Source organism: Flaviramulus sp. (genome assembly GCF_982512915.1).
Genome location: NZ_CEWOCJ010000008.1, coordinates 77,962 through 104,412 on the forward strand (window position 1 = coordinate 77,962; position 26,451 = coordinate 104,412).

Genomic DNA, 26,451 nt, shown 5'->3' on the forward strand with positions numbered 1-26,451 from the left:
CTTAGCTTTGTGTGTTATTGTTAGCTCCAACTACTATTGTAACGTGGTTAGAACGTTTTCTTATTCTGTGTGCACGACCTTGAGGAGCTGGACGTAATCTTTTTAACATCGAACCTCCATCTACTCTAATCTCTTTAACAATTAATTCTGCTTCCTCAATGTTAGCCTCCTCATTTTTAGATTGCCAATTAGCTATAGCTGATAATAACAATTTTTCTAATTTACCTGAAGCTTCTTTTTGGTTGAATTTTAAAATATTAAGTGCATGTTCTACTTTTTCGCCTCTTACTAAATCAGCTACTAAACGCATTTTTCTTGGTGATGTAGGACAATTATTAAGTTTAGCAAAAGCTACTAGCTTATTCCCTTCCTTAATAGCGTCTGCCATTTGTTTTTTACGACTTCCCATAGCTTACTACTTTTTACCTTTGTTTTTAGCACCTGCATGTCCACGGAATGAACGTGTTGGTGAAAATTCTCCTAATTTATGACCTACCATATTCTCAGTTACGTAAACTGGAACAAATTGACGGCCATTATGTACTGCTATTGTTTGACCAACAAAATCAGGAGTAATCATACTTGCTCTGGACCAAGTTTTAATTACAGTTTTTTTGTTAGATTCTACATTTGCAGCTACTTTCATTTCTAATTTATAATGAACGTAAGGTCCTTTTTTTAATGATCTTGCCATGTCTTATTTCTTTCTACGTTCTACAATATATTTATTACTTGCATTCTTTTTAGAACGGGTTCTGTAACCTTTAGCTGGAATGCCATTTCTAGAACGAGGATGTCCACCTGAAGCTCTACCTTCACCACCACCCATTGGGTGATCAACTGGATTCATTACTACTGGTCTTGTACGAGGCCTTCTTCCCAACCATCTAGTTCTACCAGCTTTACCTGAAACTAATAATTGATGATCTGAGTTAGACACAACTCCTATAGTTGCCATACAAGTAACTAAAACTAATCTGGTTTCACCTGATGGTAATTTTATAGTAGCAAACTTACCATCTCTAGCCATTAATTGAGCAAAAGCACCAGCACTACGAGCCATAACAGCTCCTTGCCCTGGACGTAACTCTACACATGAGATAATAGTTCCTAAAGGAATTTGACTTAGTGGCATAGCATTCCCTATTTCGGGAGCAACACCTTCTGATCCAGACAACACATTTTGCCCTACTTGTAAGCCATTTTGAGCTATAACATATCTTTTCTCACCATCTTGATAGTTCAATAAGGCAATAAAAGCTGTTCTGTTTGGATCATATTCAATAGACTTAACTTCAGCTGGAATTCCAGTTTTGTTACGTTTAAAATCGATAATACGATACTTTCTTTTATGACCACCACCAATATAGCGCATGGTCATTTTTCCTTGACTGTTTCTACCACCAGACCTTTTATTCGGAGCTAATAAACTTTTCTCCGGCTTATCAGTAGTAATAGCGTCAAATCCATTTACTACTCTAAATCGCTGTCCTGGTGTGATTGGTTTTAATTTTCTTACTGACATTAGTCTTTAATTACATGTTACTGTATAAATCAATCATTTCACCTTCCGCCAGTTGTACAATTGCTTTTTTAACAGCATTTGTTTTACCATGTTGAATACCTGTTTTTGTATAACGGGTTCTTCTATCTGGACGGACATTTATAGTACGAACTTTTTCAACAGAAACACCATAAGCAGCTTCAACCGCTTTTTTTATTTCTACCTTGTTCGCCTTAGTATTCACTGCGAATGTATAGCAGTTTCTTAACTCGCTATCAGCTGTCGCTTTCTCTGTGATTATAGGTTTAATTAAGATATTCATTGCCTCTATTTACTTAAATTTGTTTCAATTCCTTCTAAAGCACCTTCTAAAAGCACTAACTGATTAGCGTTTAGAATCTTGTATGTGCTTAATTCTGAAGAAGTTATAACTTCAGAGCCTTTCAAATTGCGCGATGACAAATATACATTATTATTTGACCCACCCAACACAAATAAAGATTTTTTGTTTTCAAGGTTTAGAGCCTTTAAAACTGCTGTAAAATTCTTAGTCTTTATTGAGTCAAAATTAAAGTCTTCTAATACCGTTATTGATTGCTCACCTGCTTTAATACTTAAAGCTGATTTTCGAGCTAATCGCTTCACATTTTTATTAAGTTTGAAACTATAATTTCTTGGTCTAGGACCGAACATTCGACCTCCACCTTTAAATACTCCAGACTTAATACTTCCTGCTCTTGCAGTACCAGTTCCTTTTTGCTTTTTAATTTTACGAGTACTTCCAGATATCTCAGCTCTTTCTTTCGATTTGTGAGTACCTTGACGTTGGTTTGCTAAATATTGTTTAACATCCAAATATACTGCATGATTATTAGGCTCAATAGCAAATACATCTTTAGAAAGGTCTGCCTTTCTACCTGTATCTTTTCCGTTTATATCTAAAACTGCTACTTTCATTATTTTCTAATAATTACATAAGAATTTTTGTGTCCGGGTACACACCCTTTAACAACAAGTAGATTTTTATCTGCTACTACTTTTAAAACTCTTAAATTTTCAACTTTTACTGAGTCACCACCCATTCTACCAGCCATTTTCATTCCTTTGAAAACTCTAGCAGGATATGAAGCTGCACCAATAGATCCTGGTGCTCTTAAACGATTATGTTGACCGTGAGTAGCTTGACCCACACCACCAAATCCATGGCGTTTTACAACCCCTTGAAATCCTTTACCTTTTGAAATTCCAGAGATATCAACAAACTCTCCTTCAGCAAAGTGTTCTACAGTGATAGCATCACCTAATTTGTACTCCTTATCAAAACCTTTGAATTCTACGATTTTGCGTTTTACAGAAGTTCCTGCTTTTTTAGCATGACCTAAGTCAGCTTTAGTAGCACTTTTTTCTGTCGCGTCATCGAAACCTAATTGAACAGCTTTATAACCGTCAACCTCTTCAGTTCTGACTTGGGTAACGATACATGGTCCAGCTTCGATTACAGTACAAGGAATATTTTTTCCTTTTTCATCGAAAATGCTGGTCATACCGATTTTTTTTCCAATTAACCCAGACATAATTATTTATTTAATTTATTATTTATTTAAAATATTTCAGGGACAAAATACCTTTCGTCCCTGAAATGTATTTTTCCGTTTTTCCCGCGACCGCATCGTTGGGACATGTAATTCCGGTTATAAACCGAGATGTAATTATACTTTAATCTCTACTTCTACACCACTTGGTAATTCAAGTTTCATTAACGCATCAATAGTTTTCGATGACGAAGAGTAAATATCCAATAATCTTTTGTAAGAGCTTAATTGAAATTGTTCTCTTGATTTCTTGTTTACGTGTGGAGAACGTAATACAGTGAAAATTTTCTTATGAGTTGGTAATGGAATTGGACCAGTTACAACAGCTCCTGTGCTTTTTACTGTTTTCACAATCTTATCAGCAGACTTGTCTACTAAATTATGATCGTAAGATTTTAATTTTATTCTGATTTTCTGACTCATTTTCTTAGATTTTAAGCTTCAACACCTTTAGCTGCTTTAATAACCTCTTCAGATATATTTGAAGGTGTTTCAGCATAATGTGAAAATTCCATTGTTGACGTTGCACGACCTGATGATAATGTTCTTAATGTTGTTACATAACCAAACATTTCAGATAATGGCACAGTAGCTTTTACAGTTTTTGCACCAGCTCTATCGCCCATATCACTAACTTGACCTCTTCTTCTATTTAAATCTCCAACAATGTCACCCATATTTTCTTCAGGTGTAATTACCTCAAGTTTCATAATAGGCTCCATGATTACTGCTTTGGCAGCTTTTGCAGAGTTTTTAAATCCAATTTTAGCGGCTAATTCGAATGATAATGCATCAGAATCCACATCATGGTATGATCCATCTGTTAAAGTTACTTTCATAGCATCAACTTCGTAACCAGCTAAAGGTCCATTTTGCATGGCAATTCTAAAACCTTTCTCAATAGATGGTATAAATTCTTTAGGAACATTACCTCCTTTAATTGCTGAGATAAATTCTAAACCAACTTTTCCTTCTTCAGCAGGTTCTAATGTAAATACAATATCAGCAAACTTACCACGACCACCAGATTGTTTCTTATAAACTTCTCTATGATCTGCTTTACGAGTAATAGCTTCTTTATATTCAACTTGAGGAGCACCTTGATTCACTTCAACTTTAAACTCACGACGTAAACGATCAACAATAATGTCTAAGTGTAACTCACCCATTCCAGATATAATAGTCTGTCCTGAAGCTTCGTCAGTTCTTACAGTAAATGTAGGATCTTCTTCGGCTAATTTAGATAAAGCCATCCCTAATTTATCAACATCTGCCTTAGTCTTAGGCTCAACAGCAATACCAATTACTGGATCAGGGAAATTCATAGATTCTAAAACAATAGGATGTTTTTCATCAGACATGGTATCACCTGTCTTAATATCTTTGAATCCTACAGCAGCTCCAATATCTCCTGCTTCAATAAAATCAATGGGATTTTGTTTATTTGAATGCATTTGGTAAATACGAGATATACGCTCTTTCTTACCTGAACGGTTATTCAAGATGTAAGAACCCGCATCTAAACGACCAGAATAGGCACGAAAAAATGCTAAACGACCAACAAAAGGATCTGTTGCAATTTTGAATGCTAAAGCTGCAAAAGGTTCTTTTGCATCTGGTTTACGTATTTCTTCTTTTTCAGTATCTGGATTAATTCCAATAATACCTTCTTTATCAAGAGGCGAAGGCAAATAACGACAAACAGCATCTAATAAGAATTGAACACCTTTATTTTTAAATGAAGAACCACAAATCATAGGAATGATAGCCATATCCATTACAGCAGCTCTAAGCGCAGCGTGCACTTCTTCTTCTGTAATAGAATCTTCATCTTCCATGAATTTTTCTAATAAGTTCTCATCATAAGTTGCTACTTCCTCAATTAACAACGCTCTATATTTTTTTGCTTCAGCTTTAAGCTCTTCAGGAATCTCAATAACATCAAAAGTTGCTCCTTGAGTTTCATCATGCCAAACTATAGCTCTATTTTTTACTAAATCAACAATCCCTTTAAAATCAATTTCGTCTCCAATGTTTAATACGATTGGCACCGCATTTGATTTCAACATATCTTTAACTTGTTGACATACAGCCATAAAATTAGCACCTTGACGGTCCATTTTATTAACAAAACCAATACGAGGTACTTTATAGTTGTCTGCCAATCTCCAGTTAGTTTCAGATTGTGGTTCAACACCATCAACTGCACTAAATAAAAACACCAAACCATCTAGTACACGTAATGAACGATTTACTTCAACAGTAAAATCTACGTGACCTGGAGTATCTATGATATTGAAATGATATCCTTTAGTTTCATCCGTTGGGTTACCATTGTCTAAAGGGAAATTCCAGGTACAAGTAGTCGCAGCAGATGTAATTGTAATACCACGCTCTTGCTCTTGTTCCATCCAGTCCATTGTAGCAGCGCCATCATGTACTTCTCCAATTTTGTGAGAAACTCCTGTATAATAAAGAATACGTTCTGTAGTAGTAGTTTTTCCTGCATCAATGTGTGCAGCAATACCTATGTTTCTTGTATATTTTAAATCTCTTGCCATTTCCTATTAAAATCTAAAGTGAGAGAATGCTTTATTTGCTTCTGCCATCTTATGAGTATCAACTCTTTTCTTAACAGCTGCTCCTTCTTCTTTAGCTGCCGCTAAAACTTCTGAAGCTAAACGTAATGCCATAGATTTTTCATTTCTTTTGCGTGAATAGCTAATTAACCATTTCATTGCCGTTGAAACTTTTCTATCAGGACGAATTTGCATTGGTATTTGGAATGTAGCACCTCCAACACGACGACTACGTACTTCTACGTGAGGCATCACATTTGATAAAGCATCTTTCCAAATGTCTAAGGCTGATTTTTCTTCGTCAGTTTTTTTCGATTCTACAATATCAATTGCATCATAGAATACTTTAAAAGCTACCGATTTTTTTCCATCCCACATCATCATATTAACGAAACGAGTTACTAACTGGTCGTTAAAACGTGGATCTGGTAAAAGCGGTCTCTTTTTTGCTGCTCTTTTTCTCATGTCTTCTTCTTAAAGTTTAATTACTTTTTAGGGCGTTTTGCACCATACTTAGATCTACGTTGTGTTCTACCTGCAACACCTGCTGTGTCTAAAGCACCACGAACAATGTGATATCTAACTCCTGGCAAATCTTTTACCCTTCCACCTCTAACCAATACTATCGAGTGCTCTTGTAGATTATGTCCTTCACCACCGATGTATGCATTAACCTCGTTACCGTTTGTTAAACGAACCCTTGCTACCTTACGCATTGCTGAGTTAGGTTTTTTAGGTGTTGTTGTATAAACACGAGTACACACACCACGTCTTTGAGGACAAGAATCTAAAGCGGCCGATTTACTCTTCTTGGTTATTTTGGCTCTTCCTATTCTTACTAATTGTGAAATTGTTGGCATATATATTTATATATAAAATTTTAAAATCCTCTTTTAAGAGGGCTGCAAAGGTAGAAATTAAAATTAATTATTCAAACCCTAATTCATTAATTTTTAAGAGTTTTCAAAATTTATTTTTTTAGACATACAAAAAATGTTCTTTTTCCGTTAGATTTACAACTTCTATAAGTCTGATTTAAAGTGAAAAAAATACATTCATTAATACTTGTAATAAGCATACTTTTTTCTACAAAAGTGTTTTGTCAAGACTTATTCTTAAAAGTTAAAGGAGATAGTGAAGCTGAAACTCTGATTATAGATTCAATAAATTATAACAAAACTCATAAAGACTATACATATCTGAAACTTGAGGTTAATACAATTCAAAAAAAACTATATAAATTAGGGTTTATTGAAAATGAATTTGAAGAAATAAAAAAGTTAAACGATTCCATATTCATCTCAAAAGTAAAATTGAAAAGAAAATTTAATACTATTTTTATATACTACAAAAAAGAACTGATTGATAAATTAAATTTAAAGTTGATTTCTAATAATATATACAGGGATTATATAAAAATAGAGTTTACTCAGATTGAAAACACACTTAGCTACATAAATTCTAAAATTACTGAAAAAGGTTTTCCGTTTTCAAAATTACGTCTATCTAATATTAGAATTAAGGACGATTCAAATTTAGAAGCGGATTTATATGTGGAATCATCTTCAGAAAAAAGGACAATTAGTGATATTGTTATTAAAGGTTATGAGAAATTCCCAAAAGCCTATTTAAAATATTTTCTAAAAATCAAACCAACTCAAGATTTTGATTTAAAAAAAATTAGAACCAAAACTGAACAACTAAATAATTTAAACTTTGCAAATGAAATAAAACCCCCAGAGGTTTTATTTTTAAAGGACTCTACAACCTTATATTTATATCTTGAAAAAACAAGAAGTAATGCTTTTGATGGTTTTTTAGGTTTTGGCACTAACGAGGAAACTAATAAACTTGAATTTGATGGTTATTTAAATTTAAACCTTACAAATAATTTAAATTTTGGAGAATCATTTAGATTACTTTACAAAAGCGATGAAAATGATCAAAAAACATTTGAAACCGATATTTCGCTACCTTATTTATTAAAATCCCCTATCGGTTTAGATTTACTATTGCGTATCTTTAAAAAAGATTCGACATTTACTACAATTAACCAATTTGCCAAATTACATTATCAATTAAATGCTTTAAATAAAGTGTATGCTGGAATAAGCGCCACAGAATCAAACAATTTGCTTAATTCAGGTTCAAATTTACCAATCGAAGACTACAATTCAGAATATTTCACATTAGCTTATCAATTTTCAAACCCCCAACCTTATAGCTTACTTTTTCCAATAAATTCAAAATTATATTTTGAGACTAATTTTGGAAATAGAAAAACAATATCAAATAAAGAAAAACAATCCCTTCTTAGTATTGATGCTTTTAAGATTTTCAATTTGAACCAAAAAAACAGTATTTATATCAGGGGGAATGGTTCAAAATTAATTTCTAACACCTATTTTGAAAACGAACTCTTAAGATTTGGCGGAATTAACTCTATTAGAGGATTTGAAGAAAATAGTATTTTCTCCACATTATTTGGTTTAATAAATACTGAATATCGCCTCCAAATAAATAATTCTATCTACATACACTCAATTATTGATGCTGCTTACTTTGAAAACAAAATTTTAAGTATTAAAGAAAAGCTATTTGGTTATGGTTTTGGTTTTGGTATTTTAACTAAGTCAGGGCTATTGAGATTTAATTATGCTAACGGCAAATTAGAGAATCAAAAATTTAATCTATCAAATTCTAAGATTCATTTAAGTTTAACTACTCAATTTTAAAATCTAAAAAAGAATCTAGAACTATCTAAAATCAAGGAAATAATTCATTTATAGCATTATAAATAGATAAAATTAAAAATTATATGTTTATTTCTAAATTATAAAGGGGCTCAAATTGAGAATAACGAATTTTATATGTATGATTTAAATAATACATCTTAGTTTGACCTCAAAATAGAGGGTGTTTATTGCTGATTTCTTAAAATTTTAGTTGAAATATCAAATTTTAACCATTATTTATTGTTTTATTAACTTTTTATTATGATTTTTGGCATTGACTAATTCAAATAATTATAAAATGAAAACAAAGTTTAGTGGAATTCTAACGCTATTCCTAGCGTTTGTTGTGCAACTAACGTTTGCACAAGAAAAGACAATTTCAGGTACAGTATCAGATGATTCTGGTTTACCGCTTCCTGGAACAACTGTCTTAGTAAAAGGTACAACTTCTGGTACTTCTACAGATTTCGATGGAAAATATTCAATTCAAGCAGCTCAAGGTTCTACCTTAGTGTTTAGTTTTGTTGGATATTCTAAAAAAGAAGTTCGTGTAGGAGCCTCTAACACAATTAATGTTACACTTGCTGAAGATGCAGAATCTTTAGATGAGGTTATTGTAACGGCTCAGGGTATTAGAAGAGAAGAAAAAGCTCTTGGTTACTCTGTAGCAACAATTCAATCAGATCAAATTGAAAGAAAACCTGAGACGGATGTTGCCAGAATTTTAACTGGTAAGATTGCAGGGGTTGAAGTAAATGCGGGTGGTGGATTTTTAGGAACACAAGCGAGTGTAATTATTCGTTCTAAAAACTCAATCTCTGGTAACAACCAACCTCTATACATTGTAGACGGCGCTCCAATTGCTGGTGATAGATCTTTTGATATTGACCCAAACAACATCGCTACTACAACTGTACTTAAAGGTTTAGCAGCATCAACTCTTTATGGTCAAGATGGTCGTAATGGGGTTATCGTTATTACTACTAAATCTGGTTCAGGTGGAAGTATTGACAAGAAATTTGAAGTTACAGTTTCTACAACTACTTCTTTTTTAGATGTTGCTAACTTACCAGATTTCCAAAATCTTTATGGTCAAGGAGCTGATAATACTCTTAACACCACGTTTTTTGGAACTTGGGGTGCTAGATTTGATGGGCAAATTGTTCCTCATCCTTTAGCTATTGGTGCATATGCAGGTTCATTCCCGCAATTTCAAGGAGCAACTGTAGAGTACAAGGCAGCGCCTAACAATGTGAGCGATTTCTTTAAAACTGGAATAGGACAAATTACTTCTGTTTTACTTAAGAAAAACTTCGATAAAGATTCTGGTATTAGTTTAGCATTTGGTCATGCTGATCAAACTGGATATATCCCTGAAAATGGTTTAAGAAGATATAACATAGCTGTTGGTGGTAGAACTAAACTTACTAATAAATTAGGTTTCAACACAAGTGTTACTTACAACAATACTTTCACTTTCAGACCAACAAGAAACTTCTTTACATTATTAACTTGGATTCCAAGAAACTTAGATATTCAAAATTTACCTTTTGAAGACCCTAATGATGGTTCTTCTGTTTATTACAGAACAACTATATCTAACCCAAGATGGCAACAAAAAAATACGGCTTTTAATGAAACTACAGATAGAACTTTTATCAAAGCTGGCTTAGATTATGAAATAAGTGATAAAATTACTGCAAATTATCTTTACAGTTTAGATAGTTATTCAACACTTAATGAAGATTACCAGAACAAAGGTGGTGCTGATAGCCCACTAGGTTTTTTACAAACTTTCAATAGAACAGTAAGAACAACCAACCACAGATTTTCTTTTGTTGGTAGTGATTTCAAATTAGCTGATAACATAATTTTAAATGCTGTATTAGGTGGTGAATCTAAAAACGTTCAATTTTCTAACTTAGGTATCTTTAGTGAAGACCAAGTTGTTTTTAATTTTAAGAGACATAATAACTTTAGATCAAACCAAGTAATTGAAGGAACGTCAGAAACGAATACTATTGGTATATATGGTCAATTAGAATTTGCTTATGAAAACTATGCTTATTTAACGGTAAGTGGACGTAATGACTGGGGTTCTACTGTAGAAGATGAAAATAACTCATTATTCTATCCTAGTGTTTCTTTATCGTTAATACCTACAAGTATGTTTGAAGGTTTAAAGGGTGCCAGCAATAACTATCTTAAAGTTAGAGGTAGTTACGGTACTTCTGCAAACTTCCCTAATGCTTACTTAACAAGACCACAATTGGCAGCGAATGCGCAAGCTAACCTTAATCCATTTACAGGAAATACGGTAGCAACAAATGCATTAAGTACATTTTTACCTAACCCAGGTTTAAAACCTGAGCTTTTAAAAGAATATGAGATTGGTTTTGAAGGTCGTTTATTTAACAACTTTTTAGATTTTGACATTTCTGCTTATAGAAGAGTTATTGAAGATCAAATTTTAAATTCAAGTTTAGCTGCATCTACTGGTTTTACCAATACAGTAATTAATGCTGGTAGAATTGATACAGACGGTCTTGAGATTAGTTTAGGAATCAACCCTTTCCAAAGTAATGAAGAAGGTGGATTTAACTGGAATATTAACAACCAATTTACTGCATACGAAACTACTGTTATTGATTTACCAGTAGAAAGAGTAGATATTGCATCTGGTATCAACTTTGCTATTGAAGGAGAACCTTATGGTGTTATGAGAGGTACTTTTGCTGTAAAAGATGATGAAGGTAACTTGTTAATAAACCCTGAGACTGGTAAAATAATATTCAGTGATGATGTTGGTTTAGAAGATGAATTAATAGGGGATCCTAACGAAGATTGGAGATTTACAAATATCAATACATTCTCTTACAAAGGATTTACTTTAGGTATCCAATGGGAGTATATACATGGTGGAGATATTTACTCTGTAACTGCTTCTAACTTATTACGTAGAGGTGTTACTACCGATACTCAAGATAGAGAAGGTACATTTATTATACCAGGTGTTTTAGGAAATCCTAATACTGGTGAGATTTTAACAGATGGTAACGGTGATAAAATTGAAAACACGATTCAAATAGGTCCTAATGATTTATATTTCATCAACTTACAAGATGTAGATGAGAACTTAGTTTATGATGCATCTGTAATCAGATTAAGAGATATTTCATTAAGCTATTCATTATCCAAGAAAGCTCTAGAGAGATCTCCTTTCGGAAATGTAACTTTTACGGTTTCTGGTAACAACTTATGGTACGAAACACCAAACATTCCTAAAGGTCTTAATTTAGATCCAGAAGTGCTTGGATCAGGTGCTGGTAATGGTAAAGGATTAGATTTCCAAAATGACCCTTCTTACAAGCAATATTCATTTGGTGTTAAATTAACTTTTTAAAAAAATGACAATGAAAAAATATTTTAATAAAGCTTCTACAGGTTTCGTTATTGCATTTAGTTTTCTACTTGCTTTATATTCTTGTGAAACTACAAATTTGGATATCAATGATAATCCAAATACACTGACACCAGTTTCTGCTGACGCCAGTTTAGTACTTAATAGTATCCAATTATCTTTTGTTGGACAACACTTAGGATTAAGCTTTCAAAGTGGAGATATCATGAGACATGTTCATATGTTTGGAACATATGCTTCAAACTCAGGTCAAGGTTCTATGAATGGGGCATGGGCTAATACGTATTCTATAGCAAATAACTTAAATTTAATACAAGATTTAGCTGAAACTAACGACCTAGCTAATCATGTTGGAATGGGGCAAGTATTAGAGGCTTTTGCTTTTGTAAACTTAGTTGATAACATTGGTACAGCAGTTTATTCTGAAGCAGTAAGTTCTGAGTTTCCTCAACCTAATTTAGATAGCGGTGCTTCAATTTATGAGGCTATGTATGCGCAATTAAACGAAGCTATAACAAATTTAAGTGCTACTGGTCAAATTCAACCAGAAGATTTAATCTATAACGGAGATATGTCTAAATGGATTAAATTAGCAAACACACTTAAAATTAAAATGTATGTGCAAACTAAATTAGTTGGTAATGCGAGTGCAGTTTCTGATATTAATAGCATACTAGCAAGTGGTAATTATATTAAAGATTTGGCAGATGATTTTCAAATTCAATTTGGAACAAATGAAACCAATCCTGATAACAGACACCCATGGTTTGCTGGTAATTACCAAATTAATGCTGGGAACCAATACATGAGTAATGATTTTATGAATACATTACTTAATGACAAGGCTAGCCCAGACCCTAGATTACCTTATTACATTTACAGACAAACTAATACAGACCCATCTGGTACATTATTACCTTGTGCGGGTGATGGAGATTTCCAATATTGTTATGTTGGAGATGGTTATTGGGGTAGAGATCATGCTGATGATGAAGGTATTCCTAATGATGGAGAATTAAGAGCTACTTATGGTATTTATCCTGCAGGTGGTGCTTATGATGATGCTAGTTTCAGCTTTACCAGGGATAGCCAAAATCTTGGTGGTGCTGGTATTCATCCAGTAATTTTATCATCATTTTCAAAATTCATGCTTGCAGAAGCTGCTTTACCTGCTCCTGTTGGTTTAGGAGTAACTGGAAACCCAAGAACATACTTAATGCAAGCTATGATGGATTCTTTCAACAAAGTTGCAAATTTTTCTGGAATACCTATGGTAAGTACTGATGTTACAGCTTATATCGACCAAGTATTACTTCGTTATGATGTTGCAACTTCTGATGAAGAAAGATTAGAAATCATTATGTTAGAATACTATATCGCTATGTGGGGTAATAGTCTTGAAGCGTATAACAACTACAGAAGAACAGGATATCCAGAATTAGGGTTTTCTGTAATCTCTAACACTGATTTCCCAAGAAGTTACTTTTTACCAGACTCTGAGTTAAATTCTAATGACAATCCTAATTTAGAGCAAAAAAGTTTAACTGATCAAGTATTCTGGGATACTAACCCAGCCGGATTTATAGATTAAAACTAAAAAATTTGAATATGAAAAAAATAATTTATTTACTATTGGGAGTAGCAGTTATGCTAACTCAATACTCGTGTACTGATCAAAGTACCTTTAATAATCCAGCTACTTACGAGTTGGAACAAGGTGCCTTTGTGAAATTTGCTAACGATGGTGTTTCAGCAACGTATCCTGATGCTGCAAATATTTCAATATCAGATGAGCTAATTGATGCTAATAACAATATTAGTGAGTATTCATTAACATTATCAGCCGTTATTGGTGGTGCTCCATACAAAGCAGATGATTTTATTGTAATAAATAGTTTCCCTGCATCACTTAGCATTACAAGTGCATCTATGGCAGCTGCTTTTGGTTTAGAAGCTTCTGATTTTGGTTTTGGAGATTCATTTAATTTTGTTGCTAAAGTAACAAGAAACGATGGCGTTGTATTTTATGGTGTTGAACCTTCTTTTGATGATGATGCCTTAACTGTAGGTTTAGGTAATACTGAAGGACAACTTTACACATCAGCTTACAAAAATGCCATGAATTTCGGAACAATTATTTCTTGTCCTTTTGTTCAAGCAGACATGTTAGGAACTTACACTATAATTACGGATAGTGGTTTTAATGCAGGAGCAGGTGACGGTTTACCAACCCAGTTTGAAATAATAGCTGGAGCTAATGCAAACCAAGTTATACTGGTTAATCCATTTGATTCTGCGGGTACTGATGGAACAGGTTTTAATATAGCAGTAAATATTAGTGATTTAGGTATAGCTACCGTAGCGCGTCAAAATGCTGTATTAACTCAAGAAGTATGTTGTGCAGGTTATACCCCTACACACATAAGAACAACTGCTGATGTATCTCTTGGTTTATCATGTATAGGTTTCTTAGATTTGAAAATAGTTTCAGGACTAGGTGTTGCTGGATCTGATGGTACTGGATTTACTTTTGGTGGGTTTACTAGATTTACAGCTCAAAAAAATTAATTTAAATAATATTATATTATGAAAAAATTTAAATATATATTAAGCTCACTTTTGTTACTAACCATAGTTTCTTGTGGTGACGACGAATTTTCAAGAGCTTACGTTGATAATGAAGTAAAAGAAGCGTTAGTAGGTACGTTAAGTCTTAACCGTACTCTAGCGGCTCCTGGTACTTTTATTCAATACACCTATACGTTACCACAAAGTTTTAATGTGGAATCAACGCTTGAGATAAGCGCAACTACATTCGATTTTAATCAAACAAAATCTTTTGTTACAGTTCCTGCAGGTCAAACAACAGGTACAGGATTATTAACGATGCCGGGTACACCTGTTAACAATTATAACGGATTAAATGAATATGTAAATATCCAATTAACTGGTATTAATTTAGCTCAATCAGAAACTGGTGATGCAGTAGATTATCCTTTTACATTAACTTCAGAAGCGGTAGGTGTTAAACTTATTGATGTGAATGGTACTTTTATGGCTCCTACAACAAATTGTTTAAAGATGAGTTTAGATTGGCTAGGTCCTTATGATCAAAATGATTTAGACTTATTTGTATATAATGCAGCTTTTACAGCTAGATTTGAAAATTCTGAGTCTGGAAGTAGATTTGAAGGAGATTTCTTTAATAACCCAGCTAACGAAAACTTTCCTGATGGGGATTATATAGTTTCGGTAGAAATTTGGACTACTGTTGATGATACTCCTGTGCCATATACAGTAATTTTAACTACAGATGATAGTGTATCTCATGTTTTTGAAGGTACAGTAGATCCTGCTGTTGGTTTTGTAGATATTCCATTTACTCAAACAACTGATGCTGATGGTAAAAGAACATTTACTTTCAACTAAAAGTTTTATTATCTAAAATAAAAAACCACCTTTTACAGGTGGTTTTTTTATTTACCTTTATGCCATGGAACAAACCACTACAATTTTCGGTATTAGAGCCATTATAGAGGCTATAAACTCAGGAGAAACCATTGATAAAGTATTCCTTCAAAAAGGGTTACATGGCGATCTATTTACGGATTTAGAGAGTACTATTAGAAAAAATAGTATAAACTCATCTTATGTTCCTGTAGAAAAACTTAATAGAATAACTAATAAAAATCATCAAGGTGCCATAGCTCAAATTTCGCCAATTGAATTTCATGATATGGAAACATTAGTAGTTAATGTTTTAGAATCGGGTAAAACACCTCTTTTTCTATTATTAGACCAATTGAGTGATGTTAGGAATTTTGGAGCAATTATTAGAACAGCTGAATGTACAGGTGTAAATGGTATTATTATCAAAAAAAAAGGTGGTGCTCCTGTAAACGGAGATACTATTAAGACTAGTGCTGGCGCTGTTTTTAAAGTTCCTATTTGTAAAGTAGACCATATTAAAGATGCCGTATTTTACATGCAAGCATCGGGTATAAAAGTTATTGCAGCAACTGAAAAAACAGCTAACACACTTTATGATGTTTCCTTTACAGAACCTTGCGCCATTATCATGGGTTCTGAAGGACGCGGTATAAACCCATCTATTTTAAAAGTAGTTGATGAAAAAGCCAAATTACCTTTGATGGGAGAGATTGAATCTTTAAACGTATCGGTAGCTTGTGGAGCTTTCTTATATGAGGTTTTAAGACAACGTCGTTAATCTTTACTTTGTTTTTTATAGAAGTAATTGATTATAATTTGATCCTGTTCTATTTGATCTTCTTTTAATTCGACAAAATTACCGTTTTCATCAAAATGTTTTAAAAAGGGATCTTCATCTTCATTATAATTTTCGTGTTCCCAAGGGTACTTTTTAGGTTTTACTATTTCCTTTTTAAAAAACAAAGCGAACAATAAACCGGTAATTAAACCAGAAAGGTGACCTTCCCATGATATACCTTTCTCAATTGGTAATGTATACCATATCATACTACCATAAAGGAAAACTACCAAAAGTGATAAAGCTATAAGCCTATAATACTTAGCAAAAACGCCTTTAAAAAAAGTAAAACTTACTAAAACATAAATTAAACCACTAATTCCAATATGATAGGTTGGCCTTCCAATAAGCCAAGTTAAAAAACCAGAAAACAGGATACCTAATAATACTACTTTCCAAGCAATTTGGCGGTAAAAATAAAATAAGGCCATAGAGAGAACAAAAAGAGGTATTGTATTATGGTAAATATGCTTGATACTACCATGTATAAATGGACTTAAAACAAGACCGCGTAACCCTTTAATAGTTTGGGGGTAGATACCGTATTTACTAAAGTTATATCCAAACCTAACTTCAAACCAGAAGATAAACCAAATGATTAGTACAAATGCTACTGGATATGCTACCACGCCAGTAGAGTATTTAAAATGCTCATGTTTACTCATTGGTATAAAGTTAGCAAATAGTTATCCAACTTTACTTTAAATGCTAAAATGTCAGATAAGTGCGTGAGCGATTGCAGCAAACTACCGTGTAATAAGGAAAGTGCGACCCGATATTTTTTATTGAGGGACACGCCCAAAACTTAAAATTTTGATTTAATTTTACAATAATGAATACCAATGAACCTTTAGCTGAACGCTTACGACCAAAAACTTTAGATGACTATGTGAGCCAAAAACACTTAGTTGGGAAGGATGGTGCGTTAACATTACATATAAAACAAGGATTAATTCCGTCGATGATTTTTTGGGGACCACCAGGAACAGGTAAAACCACGCTAGCAAATATCATTGCAACGGAATCGGGGAGACCGTTTTATGCCTTAAGTGCCATAAACTCTGGAGTAAAAGATATAAGGGATGTTATTGACAAAGCGAAACAAAGCGGGGGTTTATTTACTACTAAAAACCCTATTTTGTTCATAGATGAAATACATAGATTTAGTAAATCTCAACAAGACTCGTTACTACAAGCAGTTGAAAAAGGCTGGATAACACTTATTGGTGCGACTACTGAAAATCCGAGTTTTGAGGTTATTTCTGCACTTTTATCCCGTTGTCAGGTTTACATATTAAATGCTTTTGATAAAACTGATTTAGAGCTGCTTTTAGAGAGAGCCATTAAGATTGATGAATACTTATCTAAAAAATCTATTAAAATTAAAGAAACAAATGCGTTATTGAGACTTTCTGGTGGTGATGCTAGAAAATTGCTTAATATGTTTGAATTGATTGTAAACTCTTTCGATTCTAATAATATTGAAATTACAGATGAGGACGTATTACAAAAAATCCATAATAATACGGTTCATTACGATAAAACTGGCGAGCAACATTATGATATTATTTCGGCATTCATAAAATCTATAAGAGGTAGCGATCCAAACGCGGCAGTTTATTGGTTGGCACGAATGATAGAAGGTGGCGAGGATGTGAAATTCATAGCTAGAAGGTTACTAATCTGTGCCAGTGAGGATATAGGAAATGCAAACCCAACCGCTTTAGTAATTGCAAACAACACGTTTCAAGCAGTTACCGCAATTGGTTATCCAGAATCTAGAATAATATTAAGCCAATGCGCAACTTATTTAGCATGTTCACCAAAAAGTAATGCTGCTTATGTGGCAATAGGTAATGCCCAACAATTGGTTAAACAAACTGGAGATTTAAGTGTTCCGCTAGAAATTAGAAACGCACCTACGAAACTTATGAAAGAGTTAGGTTATGGTGATAATTACAAATATGCTCACAATTACGAAAACAATTTTGCAAATCAAGAATTTTTACCAGACGAGATAAAAAACACAAAACTATACGACCCTGCTAATAATGTTAGAGAAAATGCCCATCGTGAGTTTTTAAAAACTCGTTGGAAAGATAAGTACGGATATTAATTTTTATAAAAATTGAAAGAAAATAGGCATTCGCACAAGGGTCGGGCTTTACGTTTCAATCTTTTAGATCATAACCTCTCAAAAAGGATTTACACTTCAATCCCTAACGCAAAACGTTAGAATTTAATATTTAAAATTTCTTGATTTAAATCATTACCAGAATAATATTCAAGTAACCATACTTCGTTTTTCTTGTAAACTATAGCATTTGATTTGTCAACTAAATACAAATCTTTTAAATTGGTTTTTTTAATTCTATAAACTACTTTAGGTGTGCTATCCACTAACTGAAATCCATTTTCAATTTCTTGAGCATATAATATATTTGTGGCTTCTTCAATAACAAAAGTATCAGGGGAGTTTACTAATATAGCTTCTTGTTTAGTCTTAGTTTTTAAAACGCTTTCAACTACTACAGCCTCAAATTCATTTTCCTTTTTAAGTTCTTGAATTTCTTGTTTTAATAGCTGAATTTGATTCGCTACTTCACTTTTATTTATATTTTCACCTATTGCTAATGTGTTTATATTCTGGTTAGGTTTATATTGATAATTCATTGCTCGAAAAGATTCAAAAGCGTCTCTTAAAGCCAAATTATAGGCCGTTTTAAACTCCTTCTCCCTACTCTCTCCTAATTTTGAAGTATAAACCACTTTGTCAAAGCAATCTTTAAGGACTACAGTTAACTTCGTCTTAAAAACTCCAGAATCTTTTAAAACATCAGATTTTAAGGCTAAACATCTATCATTCAAAAAATCTTGTGGATAGTTATCACCCTCAAAAATGGTCTCAAAACCATATTTATTAAATAAAAAATTAGCTAAAGAATTCAATTGATATTCATCTTGTTCTTTTAAAAAATCAAACTTTTTAGGAACAATAACATATTTATAATCATTCAAACTTGTTTGAGAAAAAACAGATGACACCATTAAACAGGTAGTCATAATTAAAAAAAAATTAGCTTTCATATTTATTCTTTTATGTTTAACTCTATTTATAAATATAAATTTTTAAAATGCTATAAATACTTTTTCAATTCAATTAAATTATTAATTGTTTTAATATCAGCATCTAAGACAGTATTCTTAATATCAAAAAAAACAACATCCATACCAATGTTTTGGGCCCCAAGTATATCAGCTTCATAACTATCCCCTATCATAACACTTTGTTTTGCATGGGTGTTTGCTAGTTGTAAAGCAAAATCAAAAATTTTTGGATTTGGTTTTTTAACACCTGCCATTTCAGAATTTGTAACTGTTTTAAAGTATTTATGAATATTAGATTGGGTTAATTTTTTATGTTGTACTTCATCAAAACCGTTAGTAATAATATGCAAATTATAATAAATACTCAAATAATCTAAAACTTCAAATGCATTATCAAATAAATGATTAAACGTTGTAAGATGTGTAATATAATCATCTGATAATTTATAAATTAATTCCGCTTCTACTTGATGATTAATTGCTAAAAAAGTATCATTTAATCTGTTAAAACGCAACGCATTCTTTTCTACTTTTTCTTCCCTGTAAAGCTTCCAGTATTTTAGGTTTATAGGTTCATAATGAAACAAAAATTCACTTACATTAATATTTATATTATTAATCTTAAAAATTTTTTCAAAAGTTAATCCAGAATTTTTATCAAAATCCCAAAGCGTATGATCTAAATCAAAAAACACATCTGTTATGCCATTAATCTTCATTTGCTGAATCTAAAATATCATTAAACAACTCTTTAAACCCTTTCCATTTCTCATCATCGCTAAAAGTATAATTATGAAACACAGGCACAAACTCACCGTTAACTTGTTTTATTTCATTAATAATTTCATTTAAAAATTTCTTTTTATCTAATAGTGACTGATATTTTAATAAAGCATTATCCATTAAATGATAAGAATTAATTTTCAATGGTGTTTGTACTTCATAATCTAGATCATAAAACAAAAAAGGTGTACAAGTTCCTGCTCTAAAACCAACATAATCTACATAACCCATCGTATAATCCTCTAAAATTTCTAATTCGATAAGGTTTCTATATGATTCTGGTAGATTAATTTTTGAAAACGATTGTCTGGAAGCTTTTAAACTAGTATTTAAAATATGTTCCATTCTCAACTTTTCTTTTTTAAGAATATCTAAATCTTCCAAAGCCAAATAAGAGGCTTTTAAACCAACTGCACTATAATCTGCAACATATTTTATTAGCGAAACAAATTTCTTTTTATTAGGGTTTATACCTTTATCATACGTAGAATAATCACCTATTAAAAAGAAAAACATAAATTTAAAACTGGTATGCTTTTGTCTATTGATAATGTATTTAAAGGTATCAAACGGATCGTGTAAAAATCCAAGAATCACTAAAAGCCTTGAATACAAACTTTTAAATTTAAAACTAAAAATATCTTTAAGAATACCTCCAAAAGTTCTTAAAATACCTTTTAGTTTATAATTATAAGCTGCAGGAACATCAATTATTGGCTTAATTTTGTAGGTTTTTATTGGAAATTGAAATTCAGGAAACTGCTTATGTAAAGCCTCTTTAAATTTATAAGCCCAAATATCTACTACCGGTTGCTGTAAAAATTTTTCTTTGTATGCTAAACTATCAGTGGCTGTAAAACGCCCAAACTCATCTTTTACATGTGGTAAATACTCTTCGTAACGTGATAACAAATAAAAAGAAGCTGAAAAAATATCAAACGGAATAGCACTTTTTTCACCATTAAAAAAGAAACACTTTGTTTGATCCCAATTTTGAATATTTAATTCAATATCATTAAGTCCTTGATCAAATAAAATTTCATGACTTTTTATAAAAAACTCGTTACTTAAGGGTTGTTTAGTGTAAGACATTTTCATGCCCTCATGCACTATAAAAGTTTGTATTTCGGATGTAAACCCAACCTCTATTCCTAAAATTCTTGTGCAAATATGCTTGAAAACATATTTTAAACGTGGCGAAATTTTATGAGTATAAACTAAAAGCATTAAAGTATGGTTTCATCGGCAAAACTAAAGTATGCTTTTTCTGTTATTATTAGATGATCTAAAACTTTTATATCTAAACTTTGTGCGGCTATCTTTAATTTATTAGTAATTTGTTTATCTGCTTCACTGGGTTTTAGAGTGCCCGAAGGATGATTATGAGCTAAAATTAAACCAGTAGCACTAACTTCTAGTGCTGTTTTAAGTACTAAACGCACATCTACTAAAGTACCGGTAATACCTCCTTTACTCAATTGTGTTTTATGGATAACTTTATTGGAATTATTCAAATAAATAATCCAAAATTCTTCATGCTGAAGCTCACCAATAATAGGTTGCATAAGTTCAAATACCGAAGCGCTTGATGTTATTTTCTTTTTCTCTAAAGCCTCTTCACCTCTCCGGCGTCTTCCTAATTCTAAAGCAGCTGCAATGGTAATAGCTTTTGCTTCTCCAATACCTTTAAATAACATAAGTTGTTTTATGGATAACTTCCCTAACGCACTTAAATTATTATCAACACTTGCTAAAATTCGCTTACACAACGCTACAGCACTTTCGTCTCTGTTTCCAGAACCAATTAAAATAGCAACTAATTCTGCATCGCTCAAAACAGACTTGCCCTTATAAAGTAATTTCTCACGTGGCTGATCGTCTTGACTCCAGTTTTTTATAGAAAAAGAAGGTAGTTTTTCTGTCATGCCATAAAGATAAATATTGTAAATTACAGGAGCAATAAAAAGTTATCTTATGAAAACGTTAAAAAAAGAAGACATCAGTCAGGAAGTGTTTGATTTATACGACTATTATGCACATAATAAAATAGACAGACGTCAATTTGTTGAAAAGTTATCAATTTATGCTGTTGGCGGTATTACGGTATCATCATTGTTAAGTTTTATAACTCCAGATTATATAAACACGCTTTTGGTAAAACCAGATGATGAGCGCTTAGATTCTAAATACATTAATTATGAATCTACTAAAGGAGGTGGCACCATAAAAGGTTTATTATCTAAGCCAGATAACACTACCAGAAAATTACCAGGAATTATTGTAGTGCATGAAAACCGTGGCTTAAACCCTTATATTGAAGATGTTGGCAGACGTGCAGCAATTGATGGATTTATATCATTAGCTCCAGATGCTTTATCGCCATTAGGTGGCTACCCAGGAAATGATGATGATGGACGTGCTTTACAACGCCAACGTGACAGAAATGAGATGCTTGAAGATTTTATAGCTGCTTTTGACTATTTAAATAAACACGAAAATTGCAACGGAAAAATAGGTGTTGTAGGTTTTTGTTTTGGTGGCTGGATTGCTAATATGATGGCTGTAAAAGTACCCCGTTTAGGTGCTGCTGTGCCATTTTATGGCGGACAACCATCTGCTGAAGAAACAGCAAATATAAAAGCGCCCTTATTATTACAATACGCTGGGTTAGATACTCGAGTAAATTCAGGATGGCCAGATTATGAAATTGCTTTAAAAGCCAATAATATACAACATGCAGCTTACTTTTATGATGATGTAAACCATGGCTTTCATAATAATACCACACCTCGTTATGATGAAAAAGCTGCTAATTTAGCTTGGGATAGAACTATTGCTTTTTTTAGGGAGAAGTTGGGGTAATTGACTTTGTAAAAAATTTAAACTAACTATTTAACATCATATAAAAATATTAAAACGATTTCATATCCTATCTTTGTTCGCATACTTTTAGTTACTACCGATAAAAAAATAATATTCGCAGACAAAAACACTTCAACAAAAGATTACTTTTGGAAAAGACTTTAAATAATAGGATTTTTAATTCATGGTTAATCAATAAAGTTTTAATATCATGAACAAAATTACTACTCTTTTTCTAATTCATATTCTAGCATGCATCGCGGTTTGTTTTTTTGGTTTAGTTATTGTTTACAAAAGTATTGAGTTTACAGACACCCCAAGTTTAATTACAATATCATTAATATTTTCTATCTGGCTGTTAATAAGTTTTTATACGTTTTATTTTAAACTTGTACCTGATTATCTTGAGAAAAGAAAATATAAAAAATTTGTTGTTTATGCCATTTTAACTGTTTTTATAATAATCCCTTTCGATATGTTATTATGGTGGGGAATATTTTATTTTACCATATCTGGACAAGCACAATTTTATTTTTCCGATTTTCCATCAGTAAACCTAATTCACCCCTATATAGGCAGTGTTGTAGGATCAATATTTTCTGGTGGACTTGGTACCTTTTATAGGTTTAGTATGGATTGGTTTAAAAACCAGCAGGTAAAAAAGGACTTGGAAAACAAAAATCTTTTGAGTGAGTTAAAAACTTTAAAATCAAAACTTAATCCGCATGTATTATTCAATACCTTAAACAATATTGATACTTTAATACAAACAAGCCCTGAACAAGCTTCTGCTGCCCTGTCAAAGCTATCCGATTTATTAAGGTATGTAGTTTATGAAACAGAACATGAAAAGGTTCCTATTCAAAAAGAAATTGATAATCTTCAAAAATATATAGCATTGGAAAAAATGAGAATAGTGAATCCAGATGTTGTTGAATTTATAACCAATGTGTCAAATGAAACTAACATTCCGCCAATGCTGTTTTTTCCATTTATTGAAAACGGATTCAAACATAGTAATTTGAACAATCCAAATCAGAAGTTGAGAATTTCAATTATTGAGAACAAAAGTAAAATAGCATTCAGCTGTTCAAATACTATAAATGAATATAAACGAAATGATACGGTTTCGGGAATGGGATTAGAACTTGCTAAGAAAAGGCTAAATTTGCTTTTTCCTGACACTCATTTTTTAAATATCAATAAAGTTGATAATGAGTACCGAGTAAACCTAGAAATTCAGTTAGTATAGATGGTTAATTGTATTATTATAGAAGATGAGCCTTTAGCAATTAAGAAGTTGGTATACTACATTGATAAATTACCCAGACTTAATTTATTAGAAACCTTTCATTCAGCAGTTGAGGCAATTGGATATATAAATGAAAATTCTGTTGATTTAATATTTCTTGATATTGAAATGAAAGAACTTTCAGGAATTCAATTACTTGAATCAATTAATACAAAAGCAAAAGTAATTATTACAACAGCATACTCGCAATATGCCATTAAAGGTTTTGAATTACAAGTATGTGATTATCTTTTAAAACCAATTACTTTCGAACGATTTGTAAAGGCTTGTGATAAAGTTATTCAAGATTTCAATAAGCAAATTACCATTGTGCATTCCAAAATATTTGTAAAAACAGAGTATCGGCTTGAAGGAATTAATACTGCTGATATTTTGTACATAGAAGGTATGGGCGATTATAAAAGAATCATTACCTCTCAAAAAAAGATCATGACACTTGAGACATTTAAGGATTTACTGAATAAATTACCCAACAATAAATTCTGTCGCGTTCATAATTCGTATATCGTTTCTTTGGATAGAATTGAAAATATAGAACGAAACCGAATTACTATCAATAAAAAATTAATTCCAATTAGTGATTCATACGGAAAAGAATTTTACAATAGTTTGAATTCATGAAATAAAGCCAGCTTAGTTACCATAAAGAACTGAGTTAAAAAGAAACTATTTTATGCTAATTCAATGCGAGTTTTTTTTTGCTAGCTTCTTATTTTTACTCAGAAAATCCTATAAGACAGACACGTAACTTTCCTTATTAATAACAAACCGTAAAAAGAAATAATTAAATTATACTAGCAACCCTTTAACCGTATCAAAATCAAGTCCGCCATAATTACCAGAGCTCATTAGAAGCAATGCTTTGTTATCAAAATTTTGGGAGAAAAGAAACGCTTTAAAATCATCAGGATTGGTGTAAATAATTAAATCATCACGCTCAAAGGCACTGGCAATTTGCTCATGCGTAACTGCTTTAAGTTTTTTAATTTCAACGGCATGTGGTGAATAAAATACTACAGCAACATCGGCAGCGTCCAAAGTACCTTTATATTCTTTTAAAAATTGGGCGTTTAAACTACTATAAGTATGCAACTCTAAGCAAGCTAGTAAAGTTCTATTTTCGTATTGTTCTTTTACCGCTTTTGTAGTAGCTTCAACTTTACTTGGTGAGTGTGCAAAATCTTTATAAGCCACGCTCGTTTTAGTTTCTGCTATTTTTTCAAGACGTTTACTTGCACCTTTAAATGTTGATATTGCTTCGTAAAAATCGTCTTCATCTATCCCCATGTGTTGACAAATCCATTTAGCACCTGCCAAATTATTAAGATTGTGTTTTCCAAAAACTTCAATTGGCAAATCTCCTTCTGGTGTTTCTAAAAGTGTTTGTCCATTTTCAACAGTATATTTTGGGGTGCTATAAGGTAGTTTTCTAATAGCGTTTTGAGAAGCTTCTACTACTCTTTTTACTTCTAAATCTTCCTCGTTATAATTGATGCTACCGCCACTAACAATTGAATCTACAAAAATGCTAAACTGCTCAACATAATTTTCATAGGTTGGGAACACATTAATATGATCCCAAGCAATACCACTTAATAAAGCGATATTAGGTTTGTATAAATGAAATTTAGGACGTCTATCAATGGGTGAACTTAAATACTCATCACCTTCTAAAATAATAAAATCGTTTTCTTCAGTGAGTTTTACCATCACATCAAAACCTTCTAGTTGTGCGCCAACCATATAATCAACATCCTTATCATGATAATGCATTACGTGTAAAATCATGGAAGTTATAGTTGTTTTTCCATGGCTACCGCCAATAACTACGCGTGTTTTATATTTGGATTGCTCGTATAAAAACTCTGGATAACTATAAATTTTAAGGCCCAATCCTTGAGCTTTTAAAAGTTCTGGATTATCTTCTTTTGCGTGCATTCCTAAAACAATAGCATCTAAATCTGTTGTGATTTTTTCTGGATACCAGCCAAATGTTTTTGGCAATAAGCCTTTAGCTTCTAATCGTGATTTTGAAGGCTCAAAAATAGTATCATCACTTCCTGTTACTTGATATCCTTTATTGTGTAATGCTAATGCTAAATTGTGCATTGCAGCGCCACCAATGGCTATAAAATGTACGTTCATGTTTTGTTTTTGAATGCTTTCAAATATACTTTTTTTGCTGCTAATACACGAATGTTTTTAAATGAAAACGTTTACAAATAGCATACAGAATTGCGTTAGGGATTGAAGCGACATCCTTTTTT

26 protein-coding genes are annotated in these 26,451 nt (G+C 32.1%); 10 read left to right on the plus strand and 16 right to left on the minus strand.

Going from position 1 to position 26,451, the window contains the following annotated elements; translation table 11 throughout:
- Position 1: 1 nt before the first annotated feature.
- From rplV to rpsL, 10 genes are all read right to left on the minus strand, one after another.
- On the minus strand, positions 2 to 409 hold the full coding sequence (gene rplV / locus AC1XJX_RS07570) for a 50S ribosomal protein L22 (protein WP_482003366.1): 408 nt from the start codon (positions 407 to 409) through the stop codon (positions 2 to 4).
- 6 nt (positions 410 to 415) lie between these two features.
- On the minus strand, positions 416 to 694 hold the full coding sequence (gene rpsS / locus AC1XJX_RS07575; protein WP_482003367.1) for a 30S ribosomal protein S19: 279 nt from the start codon (positions 692 to 694) through the stop codon (positions 416 to 418).
- 3 nt (positions 695 to 697) lie between these two features.
- Complete coding sequence (gene rplB / locus AC1XJX_RS07580) at positions 698 to 1,525, minus strand: 50S ribosomal protein L2 (protein ID WP_482003368.1); 828 nt, start codon at positions 1,523 to 1,525, stop codon at positions 698 to 700.
- A gap of 10 nt (positions 1,526 to 1,535) precedes the next feature.
- Entirely contained in the window at positions 1,536 to 1,826 is a 291-nt protein-coding gene (gene rplW / locus AC1XJX_RS07585) for a 50S ribosomal protein L23 (protein ID WP_482003369.1), read from the minus strand.
- A gap of 5 nt (positions 1,827 to 1,831) precedes the next feature.
- A complete protein-coding gene (gene rplD / locus AC1XJX_RS07590) occupies positions 1,832 to 2,461 on the minus strand; it encodes a 50S ribosomal protein L4 (protein ID WP_482003370.1) in 630 nt (209 codons plus the stop codon).
- Positions 2,461 to 3,078, minus strand: a complete 618-nt coding sequence (gene rplC, locus AC1XJX_RS07595; protein WP_482003371.1) for a 50S ribosomal protein L3 — start codon at positions 3,076 to 3,078, stop codon at positions 2,461 to 2,463. The genes rplD and rplC overlap by 1 nt, the downstream gene beginning before the upstream one ends.
- A gap of 135 nt (positions 3,079 to 3,213) precedes the next feature.
- The gene (rpsJ, locus tag AC1XJX_RS07600; RefSeq protein ID WP_007650482.1) at positions 3,214 to 3,519 is read right to left on the minus strand and encodes a 30S ribosomal protein S10; all 306 of its coding nucleotides are present in this window, start codon (positions 3,517 to 3,519) and stop codon (positions 3,214 to 3,216) included.
- A gap of 11 nt (positions 3,520 to 3,530) precedes the next feature.
- Positions 3,531 to 5,657, minus strand: coding sequence for an elongation factor G (gene fusA, locus AC1XJX_RS07605; RefSeq protein ID WP_482003372.1), 2,127 nt, complete (start codon positions 5,655 to 5,657; stop codon positions 3,531 to 3,533).
- 6 nt (positions 5,658 to 5,663) lie between these two features.
- Positions 5,664 to 6,140, minus strand: coding sequence for a 30S ribosomal protein S7 (gene rpsG, locus AC1XJX_RS07610; protein ID WP_482003373.1), 477 nt, complete (start codon positions 6,138 to 6,140; stop codon positions 5,664 to 5,666).
- Positions 6,141 to 6,160: 20 nt separating this feature from the next.
- Positions 6,161 to 6,535 (minus strand): 30S ribosomal protein S12, encoded by a 375-nt coding sequence (gene rpsL / locus AC1XJX_RS07615; RefSeq protein WP_237231822.1) that lies wholly within the window; start codon positions 6,533 to 6,535, stop codon positions 6,161 to 6,163.
- Positions 6,536 to 6,715: 180 nt separating this feature from the next.
- Here rpsL and AC1XJX_RS07620 point away from each other — a divergent pair, with 180 nt between their 5' ends.
- The 6 genes from AC1XJX_RS07620 to rlmB all read left to right on the plus strand — a co-directional run bounded on the left by AC1XJX_RS07620 (position 6,716) and on the right by rlmB (position 16,059).
- Positions 6,716 to 8,410, plus strand: coding sequence for a POTRA domain-containing protein (locus AC1XJX_RS07620; RefSeq protein ID WP_482003374.1), 1,695 nt, complete (start codon positions 6,716 to 6,718; stop codon positions 8,408 to 8,410).
- 298 nt (positions 8,411 to 8,708) lie between these two features.
- Positions 8,709 to 11,813, plus strand: coding sequence for a SusC/RagA family TonB-linked outer membrane protein (locus AC1XJX_RS07625; RefSeq protein ID WP_482003375.1), 3,105 nt, complete (start codon positions 8,709 to 8,711; stop codon positions 11,811 to 11,813).
- Positions 11,814 to 11,823: 10 nt separating this feature from the next.
- A complete protein-coding gene (locus tag AC1XJX_RS07630) occupies positions 11,824 to 13,422 on the plus strand; it encodes a SusD/RagB family nutrient-binding outer membrane lipoprotein (RefSeq protein WP_482003376.1) in 1,599 nt (532 codons plus the stop codon).
- Positions 13,423 to 13,439: 17 nt separating this feature from the next.
- A complete protein-coding gene (locus tag AC1XJX_RS07635; protein WP_482003377.1) occupies positions 13,440 to 14,399 on the plus strand; it encodes a hypothetical protein in 960 nt (319 codons plus the stop codon).
- A gap of 18 nt (positions 14,400 to 14,417) precedes the next feature.
- Positions 14,418 to 15,260, plus strand: a complete 843-nt coding sequence (locus AC1XJX_RS07640; protein WP_482003378.1) for a hypothetical protein — start codon at positions 14,418 to 14,420, stop codon at positions 15,258 to 15,260.
- A 64-nt stretch (positions 15,261 to 15,324) separates the two neighbouring features.
- Positions 15,325 to 16,059 carry a 23S rRNA (guanosine(2251)-2'-O)-methyltransferase RlmB gene (gene rlmB, locus AC1XJX_RS07645; protein WP_482003379.1) on the plus strand — a complete coding sequence of 245 codons (735 nt, stop codon included), beginning with the start codon at positions 15,325 to 15,327 and terminating at the stop codon, positions 16,057 to 16,059.
- Here rlmB and AC1XJX_RS07650 read toward each other — a convergent pair.
- On the minus strand, positions 16,056 to 16,784 hold the full coding sequence (locus tag AC1XJX_RS07650; RefSeq protein ID WP_482003380.1) for a rhomboid family intramembrane serine protease: 729 nt from the start codon (positions 16,782 to 16,784) through the stop codon (positions 16,056 to 16,058). The two genes, rlmB and AC1XJX_RS07650, sit on opposite strands and share 4 nt — an antisense overlap.
- Positions 16,785 to 16,951: 167 nt before the next feature.
- Here AC1XJX_RS07650 and AC1XJX_RS07655 point away from each other — a divergent pair, with 167 nt between their 5' ends.
- Positions 16,952 to 18,235 (plus strand): replication-associated recombination protein A, encoded by a 1,284-nt coding sequence (locus AC1XJX_RS07655; protein WP_482003381.1) that lies wholly within the window; start codon positions 16,952 to 16,954, stop codon positions 18,233 to 18,235.
- A gap of 116 nt (positions 18,236 to 18,351) precedes the next feature.
- Here the strand turns inward: AC1XJX_RS07655 and AC1XJX_RS07660 are convergent, their stop codons facing one another.
- Genes AC1XJX_RS07660 through radC form a run of 4 tightly spaced genes read right to left on the minus strand, consistent with a single transcriptional unit; the run spans position 18,352 to position 21,935 of the window.
- Positions 18,352 to 19,206 carry a hypothetical protein gene (locus tag AC1XJX_RS07660; protein ID WP_482003382.1) on the minus strand — a complete coding sequence of 285 codons (855 nt, stop codon included), beginning with the start codon at positions 19,204 to 19,206 and terminating at the stop codon, positions 18,352 to 18,354.
- Between the two features lie 50 nt (positions 19,207 to 19,256).
- On the minus strand, positions 19,257 to 19,946 hold the full coding sequence (locus AC1XJX_RS07665) for a YjjG family noncanonical pyrimidine nucleotidase (RefSeq protein ID WP_482003383.1): 690 nt from the start codon (positions 19,944 to 19,946) through the stop codon (positions 19,257 to 19,259).
- The gene (locus AC1XJX_RS07670; RefSeq protein ID WP_482003384.1) at positions 19,936 to 21,237 is read right to left on the minus strand and encodes a polysaccharide deacetylase family protein; all 1,302 of its coding nucleotides are present in this window, start codon (positions 21,235 to 21,237) and stop codon (positions 19,936 to 19,938) included. Before AC1XJX_RS07670 ends, AC1XJX_RS07665 begins: the two co-directional genes overlap by 11 nt.
- A complete protein-coding gene (gene radC / locus AC1XJX_RS07675; protein WP_482003385.1) occupies positions 21,237 to 21,935 on the minus strand; it encodes a RadC family protein in 699 nt (232 codons plus the stop codon). The genes AC1XJX_RS07670 and radC overlap by 1 nt, the downstream gene beginning before the upstream one ends.
- Before the next feature lie 49 nt (positions 21,936 to 21,984).
- Here radC and AC1XJX_RS07680 point away from each other — a divergent pair, with 49 nt between their 5' ends.
- The 3 genes from AC1XJX_RS07680 to AC1XJX_RS07690 all read left to right on the plus strand — a co-directional run bounded on the left by AC1XJX_RS07680 (position 21,985) and on the right by AC1XJX_RS07690 (position 24,805).
- Entirely contained in the window at positions 21,985 to 22,872 is an 888-nt protein-coding gene (locus AC1XJX_RS07680; protein WP_482003386.1) for a dienelactone hydrolase family protein, read from the plus strand.
- Between the two features lie 211 nt (positions 22,873 to 23,083).
- Positions 23,084 to 24,124, plus strand: a complete 1,041-nt coding sequence (locus AC1XJX_RS07685; protein WP_482003387.1) for a sensor histidine kinase — start codon at positions 23,084 to 23,086, stop codon at positions 24,122 to 24,124.
- Positions 24,125 to 24,805 carry a LytR/AlgR family response regulator transcription factor gene (locus AC1XJX_RS07690; protein ID WP_482003388.1) on the plus strand — a complete coding sequence of 227 codons (681 nt, stop codon included), beginning with the start codon at positions 24,125 to 24,127 and terminating at the stop codon, positions 24,803 to 24,805.
- Positions 24,806 to 24,973: 168 nt separating this feature from the next.
- On the opposite strand, the gene AC1XJX_RS07695 is transcribed toward AC1XJX_RS07690, so the two are convergent.
- Positions 24,974 to 26,329 carry a UDP-N-acetylmuramate--L-alanine ligase gene (locus AC1XJX_RS07695; RefSeq protein ID WP_482003389.1) on the minus strand — a complete coding sequence of 452 codons (1,356 nt, stop codon included), beginning with the start codon at positions 26,327 to 26,329 and terminating at the stop codon, positions 24,974 to 24,976.
- Positions 26,330 to 26,451: the final 122 nt, after the last annotated feature.

What these genes read in the sequence shown, in the direction of transcription:
- AC1XJX_RS07655 (WP_482003381.1), top strand. Translation starts at nt 16,952, where the DNA reads ATGAATACCAATGAACCTTTAGCTGAACGCTTACGACCAAAAACTTTA.
- AC1XJX_RS07625 (WP_482003375.1), top strand. Translation starts at nt 8,709, where the DNA reads ATGAAAACAAAGTTTAGTGGAATTCTAACGCTATTCCTAGCGTTTGTT.
- AC1XJX_RS07690 (WP_482003388.1), top strand. Translation starts at nt 24,125, where the DNA reads ATGGTTAATTGTATTATTATAGAAGATGAGCCTTTAGCAATTAAGAAG.
- radC (WP_482003385.1), bottom strand. Translation starts at nt 21,935, where the DNA reads ATGACAGAAAAACTACCTTCTTTTTCTATAAAAAACTGGAGTCAAGAC.
- AC1XJX_RS07685 (WP_482003387.1), top strand. Translation starts at nt 23,084, where the DNA reads ATGAACAAAATTACTACTCTTTTTCTAATTCATATTCTAGCATGCATC.
- rplD (WP_482003370.1), bottom strand. Translation starts at nt 2,461, where the DNA reads ATGAAAGTAGCAGTTTTAGATATAAACGGAAAAGATACAGGTAGAAAG.
- AC1XJX_RS07695 (WP_482003389.1), bottom strand. Translation starts at nt 26,329, where the DNA reads ATGAACGTACATTTTATAGCCATTGGTGGCGCTGCAATGCACAATTTA.
- AC1XJX_RS07670 (WP_482003384.1), bottom strand. Translation starts at nt 21,237, where the DNA reads ATGCTTTTAGTTTATACTCATAAAATTTCGCCACGTTTAAAATATGTT.
- rplB (WP_482003368.1), bottom strand. Translation starts at nt 1,525, where the DNA reads ATGTCAGTAAGAAAATTAAAACCAATCACACCAGGACAGCGATTTAGA.
- rplW (WP_482003369.1), bottom strand. Translation starts at nt 1,826, where the DNA reads ATGAATATCTTAATTAAACCTATAATCACAGAGAAAGCGACAGCTGAT.
- rpsG (WP_482003373.1), bottom strand. Translation starts at nt 6,140, where the DNA reads ATGAGAAAAAGAGCAGCAAAAAAGAGACCGCTTTTACCAGATCCACGT.
- fusA (WP_482003372.1), bottom strand. Translation starts at nt 5,657, where the DNA reads ATGGCAAGAGATTTAAAATATACAAGAAACATAGGTATTGCTGCACAC.
- AC1XJX_RS07665 (WP_482003383.1), bottom strand. Translation starts at nt 19,946, where the DNA reads ATGAAGATTAATGGCATAACAGATGTGTTTTTTGATTTAGATCATACG.
- rpsL (WP_237231822.1), bottom strand. Translation starts at nt 6,535, where the DNA reads ATGCCAACAATTTCACAATTAGTAAGAATAGGAAGAGCCAAAATAACC.
- AC1XJX_RS07680 (WP_482003386.1), top strand. Translation starts at nt 21,985, where the DNA reads ATGAAAACGTTAAAAAAAGAAGACATCAGTCAGGAAGTGTTTGATTTA.
- AC1XJX_RS07640 (WP_482003378.1), top strand. Translation starts at nt 14,418, where the DNA reads ATGAAAAAATTTAAATATATATTAAGCTCACTTTTGTTACTAACCATA.
- AC1XJX_RS07650 (WP_482003380.1), bottom strand. Translation starts at nt 16,784, where the DNA reads ATGAGTAAACATGAGCATTTTAAATACTCTACTGGCGTGGTAGCATAT.
- rpsS (WP_482003367.1), bottom strand. Translation starts at nt 694, where the DNA reads ATGGCAAGATCATTAAAAAAAGGACCTTACGTTCATTATAAATTAGAA.
- rlmB (WP_482003379.1), top strand. Translation starts at nt 15,325, where the DNA reads ATGGAACAAACCACTACAATTTTCGGTATTAGAGCCATTATAGAGGCT.
- AC1XJX_RS07630 (WP_482003376.1), top strand. Translation starts at nt 11,824, where the DNA reads ATGAAAAAATATTTTAATAAAGCTTCTACAGGTTTCGTTATTGCATTT.
- rpsJ (WP_007650482.1), bottom strand. Translation starts at nt 3,519, where the DNA reads ATGAGTCAGAAAATCAGAATAAAATTAAAATCTTACGATCATAATTTA.
- AC1XJX_RS07660 (WP_482003382.1), bottom strand. Translation starts at nt 19,206, where the DNA reads ATGAAAGCTAATTTTTTTTTAATTATGACTACCTGTTTAATGGTGTCA.
- AC1XJX_RS07635 (WP_482003377.1), top strand. Translation starts at nt 13,440, where the DNA reads ATGAAAAAAATAATTTATTTACTATTGGGAGTAGCAGTTATGCTAACT.
- rplV (WP_482003366.1), bottom strand. Translation starts at nt 409, where the DNA reads ATGGGAAGTCGTAAAAAACAAATGGCAGACGCTATTAAGGAAGGGAAT.
- rplC (WP_482003371.1), bottom strand. Translation starts at nt 3,078, where the DNA reads ATGTCTGGGTTAATTGGAAAAAAAATCGGTATGACCAGCATTTTCGAT.